Origin of the sequence: Aeromonas hydrophila subsp. hydrophila ATCC 7966 (genome assembly GCF_000014805.1) — a bacterium.
Lineage (GTDB): Bacteria > Pseudomonadota > Gammaproteobacteria > Enterobacterales > Aeromonadaceae > Aeromonas > Aeromonas hydrophila.
Map to the genome: position 1 here is coordinate 145,239 of NC_008570.1, position 17,262 is coordinate 162,500.

General features: G+C 62.5%; 15 protein-coding genes (1 of these 15 cut by a window edge). 6 read left to right on the top strand and 9 right to left on the bottom strand.

Annotated features, from left to right (window positions below; genetic code table 11):
* Window positions 1–9 precede the first annotated feature (9 nt).
* Window positions 10–2,046 carry a bacteriohemerythrin gene (locus AHA_RS00655; RefSeq protein WP_011704157.1) on the bottom strand — a complete coding sequence of 679 codons (2,037 nt, stop codon included), beginning with the start codon at window positions 2,044–2,046 and terminating at the stop codon, window positions 10–12.
* Window positions 2,047–2,298: 252 nt separating this feature from the next.
* On the opposite strand from AHA_RS00655, the gene AHA_RS00660 reads away from it, so the two are divergent.
* Complete coding sequence (locus AHA_RS00660) at window positions 2,299–2,955, top strand: OmpA family lipoprotein (RefSeq protein WP_011704158.1); 657 nt, start codon at window positions 2,299–2,301, stop codon at window positions 2,953–2,955.
* A 267-nt stretch (window positions 2,956–3,222) separates the two neighbouring features.
* Here the strand turns inward: AHA_RS00660 and AHA_RS00665 are convergent, their stop codons facing one another.
* Window positions 3,223–3,570 carry a RidA family protein gene (locus tag AHA_RS00665; RefSeq protein WP_011704159.1) on the bottom strand — a complete coding sequence of 116 codons (348 nt, stop codon included), beginning with the start codon at window positions 3,568–3,570 and terminating at the stop codon, window positions 3,223–3,225.
* A gap of 21 nt (window positions 3,571–3,591) precedes the next feature.
* Window positions 3,592–3,837 (bottom strand): sulfurtransferase TusA, encoded by a 246-nt coding sequence (gene tusA, locus AHA_RS00670; protein ID WP_005307416.1) that lies wholly within the window; start codon window positions 3,835–3,837, stop codon window positions 3,592–3,594.
* A 171-nt stretch (window positions 3,838–4,008) separates the two neighbouring features.
* Here tusA and AHA_RS00675 point away from each other — a divergent pair, with 171 nt between their 5' ends.
* Window positions 4,009–4,200 (top strand): hypothetical protein, encoded by a 192-nt coding sequence (locus tag AHA_RS00675; protein ID WP_005307420.1) that lies wholly within the window; start codon window positions 4,009–4,011, stop codon window positions 4,198–4,200.
* A 72-nt stretch (window positions 4,201–4,272) separates the two neighbouring features.
* Here the strand turns inward: AHA_RS00675 and AHA_RS00680 are convergent, their stop codons facing one another.
* The 6 genes from AHA_RS00680 to AHA_RS00705 form a co-directional block, all read right to left on the bottom strand.
* A complete protein-coding gene (locus tag AHA_RS00680) occupies window positions 4,273–5,511 on the bottom strand; it encodes an ABC transporter substrate-binding protein (RefSeq protein ID WP_011704161.1) in 1,239 nt (412 codons plus the stop codon).
* A 4-nt stretch (window positions 5,512–5,515) separates the two neighbouring features.
* Window positions 5,516–6,961 (bottom strand): ATP-binding protein, encoded by a 1,446-nt coding sequence (locus AHA_RS00685; protein WP_016348991.1) that lies wholly within the window; start codon window positions 6,959–6,961, stop codon window positions 5,516–5,518.
* 51 nt (window positions 6,962–7,012) lie between these two features.
* On the bottom strand, window positions 7,013–7,735 hold the full coding sequence (locus tag AHA_RS00690) for a response regulator (protein ID WP_164927505.1): 723 nt from the start codon (window positions 7,733–7,735) through the stop codon (window positions 7,013–7,015).
* 324 nt (window positions 7,736–8,059) lie between these two features.
* The gene (fadA, locus tag AHA_RS00695) at window positions 8,060–9,223 is read right to left on the bottom strand and encodes an acetyl-CoA C-acyltransferase FadA (protein ID WP_011704164.1); all 1,164 of its coding nucleotides are present in this window, start codon (window positions 9,221–9,223) and stop codon (window positions 8,060–8,062) included.
* Window positions 9,224–9,244: 21 nt separating this feature from the next.
* Window positions 9,245–11,392: a fatty acid oxidation complex subunit alpha FadB gene (gene fadB / locus AHA_RS00700; protein ID WP_011704165.1), complete on the bottom strand. Its 2,148-nt coding sequence runs from the start codon at window positions 11,390–11,392 to the stop codon at window positions 9,245–9,247.
* Between the two features lie 202 nt (window positions 11,393–11,594).
* Entirely contained in the window at window positions 11,595–13,532 is a 1,938-nt protein-coding gene (locus AHA_RS00705) for an acetoacetate--CoA ligase (RefSeq protein ID WP_011704166.1), read from the bottom strand.
* 190 nt (window positions 13,533–13,722) lie between these two features.
* Here AHA_RS00705 and pepQ point away from each other — a divergent pair, with 190 nt between their 5' ends.
* The 4 genes in view from pepQ to hemG are tightly spaced (at most 36 nt apart) and all read left to right on the top strand, a layout consistent with a single transcriptional unit that may run on beyond the window.
* Window positions 13,723–15,045, top strand: coding sequence for a Xaa-Pro dipeptidase (gene pepQ, locus AHA_RS00710; protein ID WP_011704167.1), 1,323 nt, complete (start codon window positions 13,723–13,725; stop codon window positions 15,043–15,045).
* Window positions 15,045–15,662: a YigZ family protein gene (locus AHA_RS00715; RefSeq protein WP_011704168.1), complete on the top strand. Its 618-nt coding sequence runs from the start codon at window positions 15,045–15,047 to the stop codon at window positions 15,660–15,662. The genes pepQ and AHA_RS00715 overlap by 1 nt, the downstream gene beginning before the upstream one ends.
* A gap of 36 nt (window positions 15,663–15,698) precedes the next feature.
* Window positions 15,699–17,156 (top strand): TrkH family potassium uptake protein, encoded by a 1,458-nt coding sequence (locus tag AHA_RS00720; RefSeq protein WP_011704169.1) that lies wholly within the window; start codon window positions 15,699–15,701, stop codon window positions 17,154–17,156.
* Between the two features lie 7 nt (window positions 17,157–17,163).
* Window positions 17,164–17,262, top strand: the beginning of a protein-coding gene (gene hemG / locus AHA_RS00725) for a menaquinone-dependent protoporphyrinogen IX dehydrogenase (protein WP_024945460.1). Its footprint extends 426 nt past the window's final position; the window shows 99 of its 525 coding nt (coding positions 1–99); its start codon is at window positions 17,164–17,166; the stop codon falls past the right edge of the window.

Genomic DNA, 17,262 nt, shown 5'->3' on the forward strand with positions numbered 1-17,262 from the left:
ATGGGGCCGTCAGGCGATCCCGGCCTGACGCAGCGTGCCTGAGTACTGTTTGTCGACCTTGGAGATGTGGTTGAGCAGCCAGTTCTTGAGAAACACCAGCAGCTCCATGTTGAACTCCTCGTCGTCCGTGCCGTTGCGCTGCATCAGGGTGTCGAGCTCCGCCAGCAGCCGGGCGTGTTCCTGCTTGTGGCGGCGCAGCTCGGGGTAGCCCGCCTGCTCCATCACGCGCTCCTCGTCGGCGAAGTGCTGGGTGGCGAGCTTGAGCAGCTCGTCGAGCCGCTGTTTGCGCAGCTGGGCCGGGCTCTTGTCGAGCACCGCCTGGTAGAGCCGGTTCATCGCCTCGAACAAGCCCAGATGCTGGTTGTCCATACTGGACACCTGCACCATGAAGGCCTCGTTCCAGTGCAGCAGCTCCTGATCCTGGGTGGCGGAGCCTGCCTTGCTGACGTCGAACTGATCGCTGATGAGGCCGATCTCCTCGTTGGCCTGGTTCATGTCCCGGGTGTGGCTGCGGCTCTGGCGCGCCAGCTCCAGACATTCGCGGGCGATGCTGGCGACCTCCATCACATTGCGGTTGGTCTCTTCGGTGACCTGGGCCTGCTGGCCGGCGGCGGTGGCGATGTGGCCATTCATGTCGTTGACCCGGGTGATGGCTTCGACGATGGCGGTCAGGGTCTCGCCGGTGCCCGCCGCCTGACTGACCGCCTGTTCGCTCACGTTGCGGGTGGTGTGCATGGTGGTCACCGCGTGGCGGGTGTTGTGCTGCAGCGCCTCGATACGCTGCTGGATGTCGACGGTGGCGGCCTGAGTGCGGGTCGCCAGCTGGCGCACCTCGTCGGCCACTACCGCGAAGCCGCGGCCCTGCTCACCGGCCCGGGCCGCCTCGATGGCGGCGTTGAGCGCCAGCAAGTTGGTCTGTTCCGAGATGGTGCGGATCACCTGCAGGATGTTGCCGATCTGGGTGCTCTCCTGATCCAGCTGGGTCACTTCCCCGGCGGATTGCTCGATGTGGTCGGCCACCTGCCGGATCAGAGAGATGGTCTGGCTCACCTGCCGCTGGCCGTCGTGAGCCTGCTGCTGGGTGAGCAGGGTATCCTGGCTGGCCTGCTCGGTGTTGTGCTCGATGTTGTGGACGGTGGCGGTCATCTCGTTGATGGCGGTCGCCAGCATGTCGGTATTCTGCTGGGCCTGCTGCATGCTGCTGAGAGTGCTGCCGGAGTGCGACATCAGCAGGGCCATCTTGTCGTGGGTCTTGCGCGAAACCTGCTGCACCGTACCGATCAGGCTGTCGATATTGCCGAGGAAGCGGTTGAACACCTCCGCCAGATAGGCGAACTCGTCCTTGCCCTGGCTGTGCAGCCGGAAGGTGAGGTTGTGGCTGTGATTGGCCAGTTCGACCAGCTGACCCATCAGATGTTGCAGCGGGCCGACGGTCTTGAAGTAGATGAGCAGCAGCATCAACAGGATGATGGCCAGGCTGACGGCCAGCTGCAGCATGTCCTGATGCTGCAGGGCCTCGCTCTGGCCGCGGATATCCTGCTCCCGCTGCTGGAACTGGTGTTGCTGCTGTTCCAGCACCGCTTCGACCTGGCTGGCGATGTTGTCGGTGAGGGCGTCAAACCCTTCGGTCGGCTGCTTCATCAGCTGGTTGCCGGCCTCGCGCCCCTCCTTCAGATAGATGTCCACCATCCGCTTGCCGATCTCCAGTTGGCGGGCCAGTAGCGGGGTGAGCGGCGCTTTCAGCTGCGGCAGCCGCTCCAGCAACTGGCGGGCCGCCTGGGCATGCTGTTCGGCCTCGCCGATGGAGTCCATCTCGCCGGAGACGGCGGCATCGGTCAGGAACTGCTGGACCTGGGTGGTGTGATAACGCAGCTCCTGCAGGGCTATCTGCTCGTTGGCACTGACGATGAGCTGGTTGGGCAGCTCACCGAGGCGGGCGGTCAGGCTGCTGCGCCAGAGCCCGGCCAGCGCCATGGTGATCAGAATGACGAGGCTGGCACTCAACAGCAGGTGCCGGATCGAGACGTTGCGAAGCAGTGCGGACATGAGAGACCTCGAACTCCTGTTGATAGTGCATTCAATAGTAGCCAAAAGGGGCGCATTTTGGTCCGCTGAACAAGGAGATAGGTCACAGTTGTGAGCTTGATCCGGCTACCGGTTCAGGCGGCATCCAGCCGGCCTGCGGATACTGGGGGGTGGGCAGAGAGGGACGCGATGTTGATAACGTCACACCTTGGCACACCTCTGGGGTAGAATGCGCCCTCTTTGGATTTGAGTCGGTTTTTTTAGAGGTTTTTCATGCATTTCAAGACACTTGTTCCCGCCGTTGCCCTGCTCGTAGCCCTGACCGGCTGTACCACCAACCCCTACACTGGCGAATCCCAGACCTCCAAGGGCGCCTGGGGCGCGCTGGCTGGCGCGGCCACTGGCGCCGCCGTGGGCGCGCTCTCTTCCAGCAAGGGTGACCGCAAGAAGGGGATCCTGACCGGCGTGGCCGCGGGCGCCGCTCTGGGTGGCGGTATCGGCTACTACATGGACGTGCAGGAAGCCAAGCTGCGCGAGAAGCTGCAGGGCACCGGTGTCAGCGTGACCCGCAACGGTGACCAGCTGATCCTCAACATGCCGAACAACGTCACCTTCGACAGCTCCAGCGCCCAGCTGAAAGCGGCCGGTGCCAACACTCTGTCCGGCGTGGCCATGGTAGTCGGTGAGTTCGACAAGACCCGCCTGAACGTGGTCGGTCACACCGACAGCACAGGTTCCCGCGAGCTGAACATGAAGCTCTCCGCCCAGCGCGCCGATGCCGTCGCCGCCCAGTTGATCGGCCAAGGTGTGACTGGCAGCCGTATCTCCACCAGCGGTGTGGGCCCGGATCAGCCGGTAGCCACCAACAGCACCGCCGAAGGCAAGGCCCAGAACCGTCGGGTGACCATCACCCTAACCCCGACCGCCTAAGCGGTCCGGTTCGCAGACATGAAAAAGGCCCCGCCAGCGATGGCGGGGCCCTTTTATTGGTGCCGTTGCGAGCAATGGCGCCTTGTTCTTGGACCCCTTCTCCCCTTGTGGGAGAAGGGCGGGGATGAGGGGGATAACTGCCTATTAGATAGCCGCGGTCAGCTGCACTTCCACCTTGTAGCCTTCGTGGGCCGGGCCAGACGGGCTTGTACGCATGCTCTAACCGGCGCTGTGTCGGCATCAGGGGAGCCAGGCATCCCGCTCGGCTTAGACGGCGGCAGTCAGCTGCACTTCGACCTTGTAGCCTTCGTGGGCCAGGCGGGCCTGCACGCAGGCTCTGACCGGCGCGGTACCCGCCGGGATCCAGGCATCCCACTGCTCGTTGAAGGCCGCGATGTTTGCGATGTCCTTGAGGTAGATGTTGGCCATCAGGATCTTGTCGACGCCGGAGCCGTTGGCTTCCAGCAGGCGCTGCAGGCTTTCCAGCACTTCACGGGTCTGCTGGTGAATATCGGCGGTATCGGTGGCTGGCACTTCCACCACGTAGAGGGTGCCGTTGTGAATGACCACGTCAGACCAACGCTGGGTGGTGCCGATTCGGGTAATGGCTGGCATGGATTGCTCCGGTGTTGGGGCTTACTGACCCTTGCGGATCAGATAGCGGTAAGGGGCCTGCTCTGTCTCGCTGGCGACCAGGGTGTGATCCATGAAGCGGCAGAAACTGGGGATGTCGCGGGTGGTTGAGGGGTCGTCGGCACTGACCAGCAGGGTCTCCCCGTCAGCCATCAGCCGCACTTTTTTACGAACCATCATCACTGGCTCGGGGCAACGAAGCCCGATTGCGTCCAACTCGTGAGTTGCGTCGCAGAATAAAGCACTCATCAATAATCAACCTTCAACCAAATCAGCTGCCAATGATACTCACGGCGAAAAAATAATCAAACCACTCCGGCAACTGGCAGCATATGTAACCAAAGTGTTATCTGGGCCTACCCACTCCCCGCCGTATGAGTAATATAAAAATTGAACCATATTCAACAAGGAGGTGTGAATATGCAGGTCTCCTACGGCAGATTACAAGCCTACGCAGGCATGGGGTTCTTGTCTTTCGCCATGATAGTGATGGGCAGCCCGATCGGTAACACCGGCACCTGGTTCGGTTCCATGGTGATGATCGGACTGGGGCTCTGGATCGAGCTCAGCGATTACTACGACGAGGATGAGGACGAAAACGATCAATCCTGACCCCAATACTTTCACAACGACAAAGGCGGATATCTCATCCGCCTTTGTCGTTTCTGGCCGCAGCAAAAAGCGTCAGCGGGTCGAGCGCATGGCCCGCTCCAGATGCAGCGCAGTCTGCTGCGGGTTGGCTCTGGGGTCGTTGAAGAAGTTGCTCAGCACATCCATGATCGCCTGGCGCATGTTGGTCGGCGTCGCCATCCCCTCCGCCATGCTGGGCAGCAGGTTGCCCTCCCGCTCCGCCAGCAGAAAATCCTGATAGGAGCGGATGGCGCAGCGGTCGAACTTGCTCATGTCCGGCTTGGTCAGCGCCGGGATCGAGCCTTTCACCCGGTTGAACTCCTGCTGGAAGCGCGGCGTCATCAGCAGCTGGGCCAGCTCGCCCTGGGCCTGCAGCTGGGCGGGATCCCGCTGCTTGAACATGGCGATAGAGTCGAGGTTGTAGCTGAACAGGTTGGCACTGCCGGGGCTCGGCAGGCACTCGATATCCTCGCCGGGCCGATAGTTTCCAGCGCTCAGCTCCCCCTTCACCCAGTCCCCCATGATCTGCATGGCGGCGCCGCCGCTCTCCAGCAGGTTGGTGGCCTGGTGCCACTTCAGGCCGGCGTATTTTTCCGGAACATAGCCGCGCAGCTGCTGAAAGCGGGTCAGCACCCGCACCATGTCGGGGCCGGTCAGGGTGGCGCTGTCCTGTTCCACGAAGGCTTTGCGATAGAACGCCTTGCCCCCTTCGCCGAGTGCCACCGTTTCGAACAGCACCGCCAGCTGCCAGGGCTCGTTGCCGATGGCGAGCGGGGTGATCCCTTGTTGCTTGAGCCGGTCGGCCACGGTCACGAACTGGGCCCAGCTGGTGGGCGGCGTCAGCTTGTTGCGCTCGAAGATCTTGCGGTTGAGCCACAGCCAGTTGACCCGGTGGATGCCGGTCGGCACCGCCATCAGGGCACCGTTCTGGCTGAGAGTCTCCCGCACCATGGGCGGCAGCTGGGGATACCAGCCGAGGTGTTCGGCCATGGGGGTGAGATCGCGCAGGAAGCCGAGTCCGGCCCATTCCCGCAACTCGAACCCCTTGAGGTGGGCCGCTTCCGGAGGATTGGCCGCCAGTGCCCGGCTTTTCAGCACCGTCATGGCGCTCTTGCCGCCGCCCCCCTGCACCGCGAAGTCGTTCCACTGGTTGCCTTGCTCGGTCCACTCGGACTTGAGCACCTCCACCGCCCTGGCCTCGCCGCCGGAGGTCCACCAGTGCAGTACCTCCACCTGGGAGGCGCCTACAGGCAGGGAGAGCAGGGCGATGAGAGAAAAAGACAACCACTTCATAAGGTTACTGCCTTGGTAGGGAGAGGGTGGCCTGCAGGCCGCCCTGCGGACGATTTTCCAGCACCAGATCGCCGCCGTGGGCGTGGGCTATGTTGCGGGCAATGCCCAGACCCAGGCCGGTGCCGGCCAGATCCGTGCTGAGCCGGTAGTAGGGCTCGAAGATGCGTTCGAACTGATCCTCCGGCAGGCCAGGCCCCTCGTCCATGATGAACAGGATCAGCATCTCCTCGTCGTCCATGATGATGATGCGCACCCGTTGGCCGTACTTGATGCCGTTGTCCACCAGGTTGCCGATGCAGCGCTTGAGGGCCAGCGGCTTGCCGCGGTAGGGCTGCTTGCAGTGGCCTTCGATGGTCAGCCGCTCGTCGTGCAGGTTCATGGCCTCCGCCATCTGCTCCAGCATGGCGTCGATGTCGAGCTGCTCGATGTTCTCGTGGATGTCGGTGTCTTTCACCGTCTGCAGCGCTCCCTTCACCATCAGCTCCAGCTCGTCCAGGTCCTTGTTGAACTTGGCGATCTGCTGTTCGTCGTCGAGCAGCTCGACCCGCAGCCGCAGCCGGGTGATGGGGGTCTTGAGGTCGTGGGAAATCGAGCTGAACAGCCGCTCTCTATCGTCGATATAGCGGCGGATGCGGTGCTGCATGATGTTGAAGGCGCGGGTGGCCGCCACGATTTCGGAGGCCCCCTCCTCTTTCAGCGAGGGCTGGTCGATGTCCTTGCCGAGGTTGACGGCCGCCTTGGCCAGCCGGCGCAGCGGCCGGGTCTGCCAGCGCACCAGCAGGAAGGTGAAGAAGCAGAGGAACACCGTCATCAGGGCGATGAAGCGCACCTGGTTGCTGGGCATGACGGTGTCGTCGAGCGTCATGTAGGGGGCCGGCAGCAGGGCCGCCAGATAGAGCCACTCGCCCGGCTCTATCTCGATCTGGGTCACCAGCACCGGCGGGTTGATCGGCTCCAGCGACAGGGTGTAGCGGGCCCAGGAGGAGGGTAGATCCGCCAGCAGGGTGTCGTTGTTGAAGACGTGCAGCTCTTCGGGCCGCGAGAAATCCACCTTGATCGCCATGGCGTCGGAGAGCTTGCGGGTCAGCACCCCCTGCACCTCTTTGAGCACCAGCGTCTTGCGCTCGCTGTCGGGGATGGCGCTGATGTGGATCTCCTCCTCGTTCAGCGACACGAAGAAGCGGCTGCCGCCCATGTTGCGCAACTGGTCCAGCGCGATGTGGCGATACTGCAGCGGCAAGGATTTGAAGAAGTTGACGGTGGAGGCGGCAGACAGCGCCAGATTGCGGGTGGTGCTGAGCATGCCCTCCAGCTCCCGCTTCTGGATCTGCTGCATCCAGATGCCGGTGAGGATGGTCTGGGAGAGCAGGATCGCCAGCAGCAACAGCAGCAGCATCCGCGACAGCAGGGAACGGGGCACCAGCGCCCGCCAGAACCACCTGGTATTCATGGGATCTCTCGCCTTGTGTCGATCAGCATGCCGTCGCTACCTTGCTGGTTCTCATGGGATCTCGTGCACCTCGGCAATCAGCATGTAGCCACTGCCGCGAATGGTCTTGATGATGCGCGGGCTCTTGCCGTTGTCACCCAGCTTCTGGCGCAAGCGGCTGATCTGCACGTCGATGCCGCGCTCCATCGGCAGGCTTTCGCGACCGCGGGTGGCATCCGAGATGGTATCCCGGTCCAGCACCACGCCGGGCTGTTGCAGGAACATGCCGAGCAGCAGGGCATCGCTGCCGGAGAGATCCAGCAGGCTGCCGTCCTCGTGGGTCCGCTGGTGGCTCAGGGTATCCAGAGTCCACTCGGCGAAGCGCAGCCGGCGGCTCGGCTCTTTCTCTTTCTCCGGCTGGCGGAATTCGGCGCGGCGCAGCAGCGCCTTGATGCGGGCCTGCAGTTCGCGCGGGCTGAACGGCTTGGTGATGTAGTCATCGGCACCGAGCTCGAGGCCGATCACCCGGTCCGCTTCATCGGAGGCGGCGGTCAGCATGATGATGGGCACCTGGGAGTCGCGACGGATCTGCTGGCAGAGGGTAAAGCCGTCGTCACCCGGCATCATGATATCGAGAATGATGAGGTCCGGGTTGTGCTGGGCGAGCAGCTTGCGCATCTCGTTGCCCTCCGCTGCGGTCAATACCTCGAAGCCGGCCCTGGTCAGGTATTCGTTGAGCAGCTCGCGGATCTCTTGGTCGTCGTCGACGATCAGCAGTTGTTTGCTCGTTGACATATGTATGTGCATCCACCCATTTTTTTGTGCAGATTGAACCTGTCAGGGGCGCAAAAAGCAAGCAAGCCCCCCATCTAATGTGAGGTTATGGGCAATATCCTCCCATATCCTGCCGTGCAAATAAAAAAGGCCGACCCAAACGGGCCGGCCAATACGCAGATTCCGACGGCAGAAGTGCACCCCGTGTGGCGCACTCCACAGACTCGATGACGGGCCGGGCAGACCGACCCCAAAACCGGTGACAGGAGCCCGCTTCGCCGGGAAGCAGGAACGGGCTCCTCTCTATCAATCCAGCCCCGACCGGCGAACCGGCCAGGGGGATACTTACACTCGTTCGAACACGGTGGCGATGCCCTGACCCAGGCCGATGCACATGGTGGCAACCCCCAGGGTGGCGTCCTTCTCTTCCATCAGGTTGAGCAGGGTGGTGGAGATGCGGGCGCCGGAGCAGCCGAGCGGGTGACCCAGGGCGATGGCGCCGCCGTTCAGGTTCACCTTCTCATCCACCACGTCTTGCAGACCCAGATCCTTCACGCAAGGCAGGGACTGGGCGGCAAACGCCTCGTTCAGCTCGAACAGGTCGATGTCGCCGATGGTCAGGCCGGCCCGCTTGAGCGCCTTCTGGGTGGCCGGTACCGGGCCGTAACCCATGATGGCGGCATCGCAGCCGGCGACGGCCATGGCACGTATCTTGGCGCGCGGGGTGAGGCCGAGCGCCTTGGCGCGGTCCGCACTCATCACCAGCATGGCGGCGGCGCCATCGGACAGGGCCGACGAGGTGCCGGCGGTGACGGTGCCGTTGACCGGGTCGAACACCGGGCGCAGCTGGCTCAGGGTTTCCACCGTGGTCTCGGGGCGGATCACCTCGTCGTAGTCGTAGAAGAAGCGGGCGCCGCTGGCGTCATGGCCTTCCAGCCCGACGATCTCCTTGGCGAAACGTCCTTCCACGGTGGCGGCGTGAGCGCGACGATGGGAGCGGGCGGCAAACTCGTCCTGCTGCTGACGACTGATGCCGTGCAGCTTGCCGAGCATCTCGGCGGTCAGCCCCATCATGCCGGAGGCTTTCGCCACCGACTTGGCCATGCCGGGGTGGAAGTCCACCCCGTGGCTCATCGGCACGTGGCCCATGTGCTCGACACCGCCGATGATGAAGATATCCCCATCACCTACCTGAATGGCGCGGGAGGCATCGTGCAGCGCCTGCATGCTGGAGCCGCACAGGCGGTTGACGGTGACCGCCCCCACCTGCTTGGGAATGCCGGCCAGCAAGGCTGCGTTGCGGGCGATGTTGAAGCCCTGCTCCAGGGTCTGCTGCACGCAGCCCCAGTAGATATCCTCGATCTCGTTCGGGTCGAGGTTGGGGTTGCGCAGCAGGATGGATTTCATCAGGTGCGCGGACAAGTCTTCTGCACGCACGTTGCGGAAGGCGCCGCCCTTGGACCGGCCCATCGGGGTCCGGATACAGTCGACAATGACTACGTCTTTCATGAATGGATCTCCTTTCCGCAATCAGTAAAAGGTTTTGCCCTGGGCGGCCATCTCACGCAGCTTGTCGCTGACGCGGTAGAGCGGGCCCAAGTCGGCATACTGGTCGGCCATGGCCACGTAGCGATCCAGACCGATAGTGTCCAGATAGCGGAACACGCCGCCGCGGAAGGGAGGGAAGCCCAGACCGTAGACCAGTGCGATGTCGGCTTCGGCTGGCGTGGCGACTATGCCCTCTTCCAGACAGAGCACTACCTCGTTGATCATCGGGATCATCATGCGGGCGATGATGGCGTCCTTGTCGAAATCCTGCTTCGGCTTGGCGATGGGGGCTAGCAGCTCGTAGCTGGCGGCGTCGGCCACCTTCTTCGGCTTGCCCTTCTTGTCCTGCTCGTAGGCGTAGAAGCCCTTGCCGTTCTTCTGACCGAAGCGGTTCACTTCGTACATCACGTCGATGGCGGTGCGGCCTTCCTTGCTCATGCGTGCCGGGAAGCCCTGCGCCATGACGTCACCGGCGTGGTGGCCGGTGTCGATGCCGACCACGTCCAGCAGGTAGGCGGGGCCCATCGGCCAGCCAAATTCCTTCTCCATCACCTTGTCGACGGCAGCGAAGTCGGCGCCATCGGCGACCAGCTTGTTGAAACCGAAGAAGTAGGGGAACAGCACCCGGTTGACGAAGAAGCCCGGGCAGTCGTTGACTACCACCGGGGACTTGCCCATGGCGGCGGCGTAGGCCACCACGCGGTTGATGGTTTCATCGGAGGTCTGCTCGCCGCGGATGATCTCCACCAGCGGCATGCGGTGTACCGGGTTGAAGAAGTGCATGCCGCAGAAGTTCTGCGGGCGCTTCAGCTCCTTGGCCAGCAGGGAGATGGGAATGGTGGAGGTGTTGCTGGCGAGCACGGCGTCTTCGCCGATGATCCCTTCCACTTCGCCCAGTACGGCGGCTTTCACTTTCGGGTTCTCGACCACGGCTTCGACCACCACATCCACATGCTTGACGTTGTCATAGCTGAGAGTCGGGGTGATGGCGGAGAGCACCTGGCCCATCTTGATGCCGTCGATGCGGCCCTTTTCGAGCTGGCCGTTAAGCAGCTTGGTGGCTTCACCCATGCCAAGTGCCAGCGCCTTCTCGTTGATGTCCTTCATCACTGCCGGGATACCCTTGCTGGCAGACTGGTAGGCGATGCCGCCACCCATGATGCCGGCACCCAGTACGGCGGCATGGCTAGTGGCCTTAGCTGCCTGCTTGGCCGCCTTCTTGGCCAGCGCCTTGATGTGCTGATCGTTGAGGAAGATACCGACCAGCGCCTTGGCGACATCGGTCTTGGCCAGCTTGATGAAGCCCTGCGCTTCGACGGCCAGCGCCTCGTCACGACTCATGCCGGCGGCGGCCTCGACGGTTTTCACCGCCGTCATCGGGGCCGGATAGTGTTTGCCCGCCACGGCAGCAACCATGCCGGCGGCGGTGGTGAAGCTCATCATGGCTTCCAGTTTGGAGAGGCGCAGCGGGGCCTTCTTGGCGGCGCGGCGGCCCTGCCAGTCCAGCTTGCCCTTGACCGCGTCCTTGATCATCTGCACGGCGGCGCTTTGCAGCGCGTCCGGGGCGACCACGGCGTCGATGGCACCCACCTTGAGGGCGTCATCGGCACGGTAATCCTTGCCGGTGGTGATCCACTCGAGCGCGTTGTCGGCGCCGATCACCCGCGGCAGACGGACGGTGCCGCCAAAGCCCGGCATGATGCCGAGTTTGGTCTCGGGCAGGCCAATCTTGGCGCTGGTGTCAGCCAGTCGGAAGTCGGTGGAGAGAATGGTCTCGCAGCCGCCGCCTAGGGCGTGGCCCTTGATAGCGGAGAGGGTGGGCACCGGCAGATCTTCGATGGCGCTGAAGATGTCGTTGGCCTTTTTCAGCCAGCCGAGCAGATCAGCCTGCGGCAGATCGAACAGTTCCAGGAATTCGGTAATGTCGGCGCCGACGATGAAGGCGTCTTTGCCGGAGGTGAGGATCAGACCTTTTAGTTCACGTTCTTGTTGTAATGCGGCGATCGCTTCGCTCAGGGAGAGCAGGGTAGCGCGATCCAGCTTGTTGACTGAACCCGGGGCATCAAACCTCAGCTCGGCAATGCCGTCTTCGAGGTAGCTGACCGTCAGGGTTTCGCCTTGGTAGATCATGAGAGTGTCTCCTTGTTCCCACATGGTGGGGGGTGGTGCTCCTTTATCCCCAGCAGGGGGCGAGGCTCACTATTGATCCAAAAGAAGACAATTTCAACACCTATTTAAAACATTCGTTTAACAGATCTCGAGTAAAAGCTCGCCTCAGATTAACAACCAAAATAAAGGCGTCTGATGACGCCTTTATTAACCTTGTGTGGCCTCAGCTGGCCAGTTCGGGCCGGTCGCGATACTGGCTCAGCACCTCGGGATCGGCGAGGGCGTGGGTGTTGTTGACGGGCCGGTTGTGCACCACTTCCCGCACCGCCAGCTCCACTATCTTGCCGGACTTGGTGCGCGGAATGGCGTCCACCTGCAGGATGCGGGCTGGCACGTGACGGGCGGTGCAGTGCAGGCGCACCTGCTGGCGGATGCGCTCGCGCAGCGCTTCGTCCAGCATGAGGCCGGGCTTGAGCTTGACGAACAGCACCACCCGCTCGTCCTGTTGCCACTGCTGGCCGATGACGATGCTCTCTTCTACTTCCTCCAGCTGCTCGACATAGCGGTAGATCTCGCTGGTGCCGATGCGCACGCCCCCCGGGTTGAGAGTGGCGTCGGAGCGACCGTAGAACAGGATGCCGCCGGTCGGGGTCAGCTCGATCCAGTCGCCATGGCACCAGATGTTGTCGAACCGTTCGAAATAGGCGGCGTGGTACTTGTCGCCGCTGGCGTCCCCCCAGAAACCGATGGGCTGGGCCGGGAAGGGCTTGGTACAGACCAGCTCACCCTTTTCCCCCTGCACCGGCTGGCCCGCTTCGTTGAACACCTGTACCGCGAGGCCGAGGCCGCGTCCCTGGCTCTCGCCGCGGTAGACGGGGCTGATGGGGTTGCCGATGACGAAGCAGGAGCAGATGTCGGTGCCGCCGGAAATGGAGCTGAGCTGCACATCCCGCTTGATCTGCTGATAGACGTAGTCGAACCCCTCCGGCGACAGCACGGAGCCGGTGCTGCAGATAAGCCGCAACTGTGGCAGCTGGTGGGTCTTGATGGGGGCATAGCCCTGCTTGTGCAGCGCATCCAGGTATTTGGCCGAGGTGCCGAACAGGGCGACCTCTTCGTCGCGGGCGAGATCCCACAACACGTTGCCGTCCGGGTAGAAGGGGGAGCCGTCGTAGAGCACCAGGGTGGCGCCGGAGGCGAGCGCGCTCACCAGCCAGTTCCACATCATCCAGCCGCAGGTGGTGAAGTAGAAGATGCGCTCCCCCGGCTTGATGTCGCAGTGCAGCTGATGCTCTTTCAGATGTTGCAGCAGGGTGCCGCCGATGCCGTGCACGATGCACTTGGGCTTGCCGGTGGTGCCGGACGAATAGAGGATGTAGAGCGGGTCATTGAAGGCCATGGGCTCGAACTGCAGGCTGGCATCCGGCTGGCTGGCCAGGATCTGGCGCCAGTCGTGGCCCAGCTGCAGGGGATGGCCCAGCAGGGGGATGATGACTGTCTGCTCTATGCTGTCGATCTGGCCGACGACCCCTGCCACTTTGTCCTGAATGTCGATGGCCTTGCCGTTGTAGTGATAGCCATCCACCGCAAACAGCACCCGCGGCCGGGTCTGGCCGAAGCGCTCCACCACGCTGGCTTCGCCGAAATCGGGGCTGGTGGAGGTCCAGATCGCTCCCAGGCTGGTGGTTGCCAGCATGGCCACCACGGTTTGCGGGATATTGGGCAGGTAGGCTGCCACTACGTCGCCCCGGCCGATGCCCTGGCCACGCAGCCACTGGGCCAGTCTGGCGACCTGATCCGCCAGCTCGCGCCAGCTCAAGGTCTGGCTGGGGCTACCCTCGATGCGGGAGATGATGGCCGGCGTGTCGTCCTGGCGGCGCAACAGGTTTTCGGCGAAGTTGAGCCGGCTGTCGGGGAACCAGCGGGTGCGCTGCATCTCCTGGCGGTTCTCCGCCACTATGTTACCGAGCTCGCCCTTGACGCCGCAGTGCTGCCACACCAGCGGCCAGAAACGGGTTGTCTTCTCCACCGACCACTGGTAGAGCTGGGCGTAGCTGTGCAGCTGCAGGCCGTGGAAGCGGTTGACCTCGGCCATGAAGTGCTGGAGGTTGGATTGCTGAATCCGCTCCTGATCCGGTTGCCACAGGCAAAGGTTGTGCATGAGTAGTCCCTGACTGCATGTATCTACCGGCAGTGTATTGAATTGTTTTTTATTTGTTAATGGTTGGTTTTTGTTTCATAACAAAAGCCTTGTAACGTATGCGTTACCTCACGAAGCGATTGCTTGACGGTTCGAGCCTTGATTCGCTTGATGTTATGCTGAAACCACATTTCTCCCGGAGCAGGACGCCATGAGCAGCTACAGCCAACTTTTTGCCCAGCACCTCGACACCTTGCAGCAGCGTACCCGCGACATACTGCAACAGCAGGGACTGAGCGGTCTGGCCATCCACTCCGGCCAGACCCACCGCATCTTCCTCGATGATCAGGATTACCCCTTCAAGGTGAACCCCCAGTTCAAGGCCTGGTTGCCGGTGCTGGATAATCCCCACTGCTGGTTGCTGGTGGACGGCGTGAACAAGCCGGTGTTGCTGTTCTACCGGCCGGTGGATTTTTGGCACAAGGTGGCGGAACTGCCCAACGCCTTCTGGGTCGACTTCTTCGATATACGCTTCCTGACCCGCCCGGAGCAGGTTGCCGATCACCTGCCGGCCAACAAGCAGGAGTGGGCCTATCTGGGCGGCCACCTGGAGGTGGCCGAGCTGCTGGGGCTGGGCCAGCCCAATCCGGAGGCGGTGCTCAACTATCTGCATTATCATCGTGCCTACAAGACGGCCTACGAGCTGGAATGCCTGCGCGATGCCAACCGCATTGGGGTACGCGGCCACATTGCGGCCAAGGACTCCTTCATGGCGGGGGCGAGCGAGTTCGAGATCAACCTGGCCTACATGAAGGCGGTCGGGCAGGGGGCCAATGAGGCGCCCTACGGCAATATCGTTGCCATCAACCGCAATGCGGCCATCCTGCACTACACCCACCTCTCCGCTCAGCGGGTGCCCGATGCGGAGCGGTACTCCTTCCTCATCGATGCCGGTGTGGATGTGCACGGCTATGCCTCCGACATCACCCGGACCTGGGCCTGGCGCCGCGGTGAGTTTGCCGATCTGATTGCGGCGCTGGATGCCCAGCAGCAGGAGATCATCGAGGAGATCAAGCCGGGCCGCCGTTACAGCGAGCTGCATCTGCAGATGCACCACCGACTGGCGCGCCTGCTGCAAGCCACCGAGCTGGTGGACATGTCGGTGGACGAGATGATCCATACCGGGGTGACCAACGTCTTCTTCCCCCACGGTCTCGGCCACTTCCTCGGCCTGCAGGTACACGATGCCGGCGGTTTCATGCAGGATGAGCGCGGTACTCACCTGTCGGCCCCCGAACAGTTTCCCTATTTGCGCTGCACCCGGGTGATGGAGGTGGGCCAGGTGTTCACCATCGAGCCGGGTCTCTACTTCATTGACAGCCTGCTGGAGCCGCTGCGCCTCGGTGAACAGGGCAAGCGGGTCAACTGGAACAAGGTCGAGGCGCTGCGCCCCTATGGCGGCATCCGCATCGAAGACAACGTGGTGCTGCATGCCAACGGGGTGGAAAACCTGACCAGACAAGCAGGGCTCTGATGGCGGCAGACTATTCCATACCGGCCGCACCGCTGGAGGTGAGTGAGGAGATCAAGAAGAGCCGCTTCATCACGTATATTGCCCACACGCCGACCGTAGAGGCTGCCAAAGCCTGGATCGGCGATATAAAACAGCAACATCCCGGGGCCCGGCATCACTGCTGGGCCTTTGTCGCCGGTGCCCCTCAGGACAGTCAGGTGTACGGTTTCAGCGATGACGGCGAGCCCTCGGGCACCGCTGGCAAGCCCATGCTGGCTCAGCTGATGGGGGCCGGTCTCGGGGAGATCGCCGCCGTGGTGGTGCGCTATTACGGTGGGGTACTGCTGGGTACCGGCGGCCTGGTCAAGGCCTATGGCGGTGGCGTGGGCGCGGCCCTCAAGCAGCTCGAAACCCGTATCAAGCGCCAGCAGACTGCCTCCCTCATCCAGTGCGACTATACCGACATGGGAGCGGTAGAAGCGCTGATCCAGGCGCATCAGGGTCAGTTGCTGGCGGCCGATTACGGCGCCAGCGTCACCCTGCAGGTGGCGTGGGAAGCCGCTGTTTGGAGCAGAATCGCACAGGAATTGACCGACCGAACCCAGGGTCGGGTATCCCTTCGTCCCTTAGATGGCTAGAATCCATCGCTCTTTTAGTCTGAAGAGGGAGCCGGAATGCAGATTCTGAGCATCATTCGTATCGTTGGCCTGCTGGTCGCGCTGTTCAGTTCGACCATGTTGCTGCCCGCGCTGGTCGCCTTTGGCTATCGTGATGGCGGTGGTGCCGAGTTCGTCAACTCCTTCTTCATCGCCCTGCTGCTCGGCGCCGCGCTCTGGTTTCCAAACCGCCATCAGAAGAAAGATCTCAGATCCAAGGAAGGATTTCTCATCGTCGTGCTGTTCTGGGTGGTGCTGGGCAGCGTGGGGGCCTTGCCGTTCCTGCTGGGAGAGGTGCCCGGCATGACGGTGTCGGAGGCCTTCTTCGAGTCGTTTTCCGGCCTGACCACCACGGGGGCGACCGTGCTCACCGGGCTGGACAATCTGCCCAAGGCGTTTCTGTTCTATCGCCAGCTGCTGCAGTGGCTGGGGGGCATGGGGATCATAGTGCTGGCGGTGGCCATACTGCCACTGCTCGGCATCGGGGGCATGCAGCTCTATCGCGCCGAAATTCCGGGGCCGGTCAAGGACAACAAGGTCACCCCGCGCATCGCCGAGACGGCCAAGGCACTCTGGTTCATCTATCTGTTGCTCACTTCCCTCTGTGCCCTGGCGTACTGGATGGCGGGCATGACCCTGTTCGATGCCATCTGCCACTCCTTCTCCACCCTGTCGGTGGGCGGCTTCTCGACCCACGACGCCAGCATCGGCTTTTTCAACAGCCCGGCCATCAACCTGATTACTGTGGTGTTTCTGCTGCTGGCGAGCGTCAACTTTGCCCTGCACTTCATGGTGTTCGCCCACAAGCCGGTGCGGCTGAGCAACTATCTGCGCGACTCCGAGCTGAAGGTGTTTCTGAGCATCCAGTGTGTGCTGGTGCTGATCTGCTTCGTTTCCCTCTTGTTTCACGGCCATTACGCCACCTGGCAGGAGGCGCTCAACCACGGTCTGTTCCAGGCGGTGTCGCTGGGCACGACCACCGGCTACAGCACGACCAGCTATGCGGAGTGGCCCTCCTTTCTGCCCATGCTGCTGATGTTCTCCGCCTTCATCGGCTGCTGCGCCGGCAGTACCGGGGGCGGCATCAAGGTGATGCGCTTCATGATCCTGTTCCTGCAGGGGATGCGCGAGCTGAAGCGGCTGGTGCACCCGCGCGCCATCTATACCCTCAAGCTGGGTCGTCGTGCCGTGCCTGAGCGGATCGTGGAGGCGGTGTGGGGCTACTTTGCCACCTACATCATCCTGTTCTTCATCTTTATGTTGTTGCTGCTGATGACCGGCTTGAACGAGGTGACCGCTTTCTCTGCCGTGGCGGCGGCGTTCACCAACGTGGGGCCGGGGCTGGGCGAGGTGTCGGCCAACTTCGGCAAGATCTCGGCAACGGCACAATGGATACTGGTCGTCGCCATGCTGTTTGGCCGATTGGAAATCTTCACTCTTCTGGTACTGTTTACCCCTGCATTCTGGCGTAGTTGAGGTTGGTATGGACAAGATTCTGGTGCTTTATTCTTCCCGTGACGGGCAAACACGAAAGATCGTCGATGCCATGCTGGCAGAGACCGAGGGTTGTGAGGTGGTGATG

Coding starts and splice junctions, on each gene's coding strand:
- AHA_RS00655 (WP_011704157.1), bottom strand. CDS start 2,046: ATGTCCGCACTGCTTCGCAACGTCTCGATCCGGCACCTGCTGTTGAGT.
- AHA_RS00660 (WP_011704158.1), top strand. CDS start 2,299: ATGCATTTCAAGACACTTGTTCCCGCCGTTGCCCTGCTCGTAGCCCTG.
- AHA_RS00665 (WP_011704159.1), bottom strand. CDS start 3,570: ATGCCAGCCATTACCCGAATCGGCACCACCCAGCGTTGGTCTGACGTG.
- tusA (WP_005307416.1), bottom strand. CDS start 3,837: ATGAGTGCTTTATTCTGCGACGCAACTCACGAGTTGGACGCAATCGGG.
- AHA_RS00675 (WP_005307420.1), top strand. CDS start 4,009: ATGCAGGTCTCCTACGGCAGATTACAAGCCTACGCAGGCATGGGGTTC.
- AHA_RS00680 (WP_011704161.1), bottom strand. CDS start 5,511: ATGAAGTGGTTGTCTTTTTCTCTCATCGCCCTGCTCTCCCTGCCTGTA.
- AHA_RS00685 (WP_016348991.1), bottom strand. CDS start 6,961: ATGAATACCAGGTGGTTCTGGCGGGCGCTGGTGCCCCGTTCCCTGCTG.
- AHA_RS00690 (WP_164927505.1), bottom strand. CDS start 7,735: ATGTCAACGAGCAAACAACTGCTGATCGTCGACGACGACCAAGAGATC.
- fadA (WP_011704164.1), bottom strand. CDS start 9,223: ATGAAAGACGTAGTCATTGTCGACTGTATCCGGACCCCGATGGGCCGG.
- fadB (WP_011704165.1), bottom strand. CDS start 11,392: ATGATCTACCAAGGCGAAACCCTGACGGTCAGCTACCTCGAAGACGGC.
- AHA_RS00705 (WP_011704166.1), bottom strand. CDS start 13,532: ATGCACAACCTTTGCCTGTGGCAACCGGATCAGGAGCGGATTCAGCAA.
- pepQ (WP_011704167.1), top strand. CDS start 13,723: ATGAGCAGCTACAGCCAACTTTTTGCCCAGCACCTCGACACCTTGCAG.
- AHA_RS00715 (WP_011704168.1), top strand. CDS start 15,045: ATGGCGGCAGACTATTCCATACCGGCCGCACCGCTGGAGGTGAGTGAG.
- AHA_RS00720 (WP_011704169.1), top strand. CDS start 15,699: ATGCAGATTCTGAGCATCATTCGTATCGTTGGCCTGCTGGTCGCGCTG.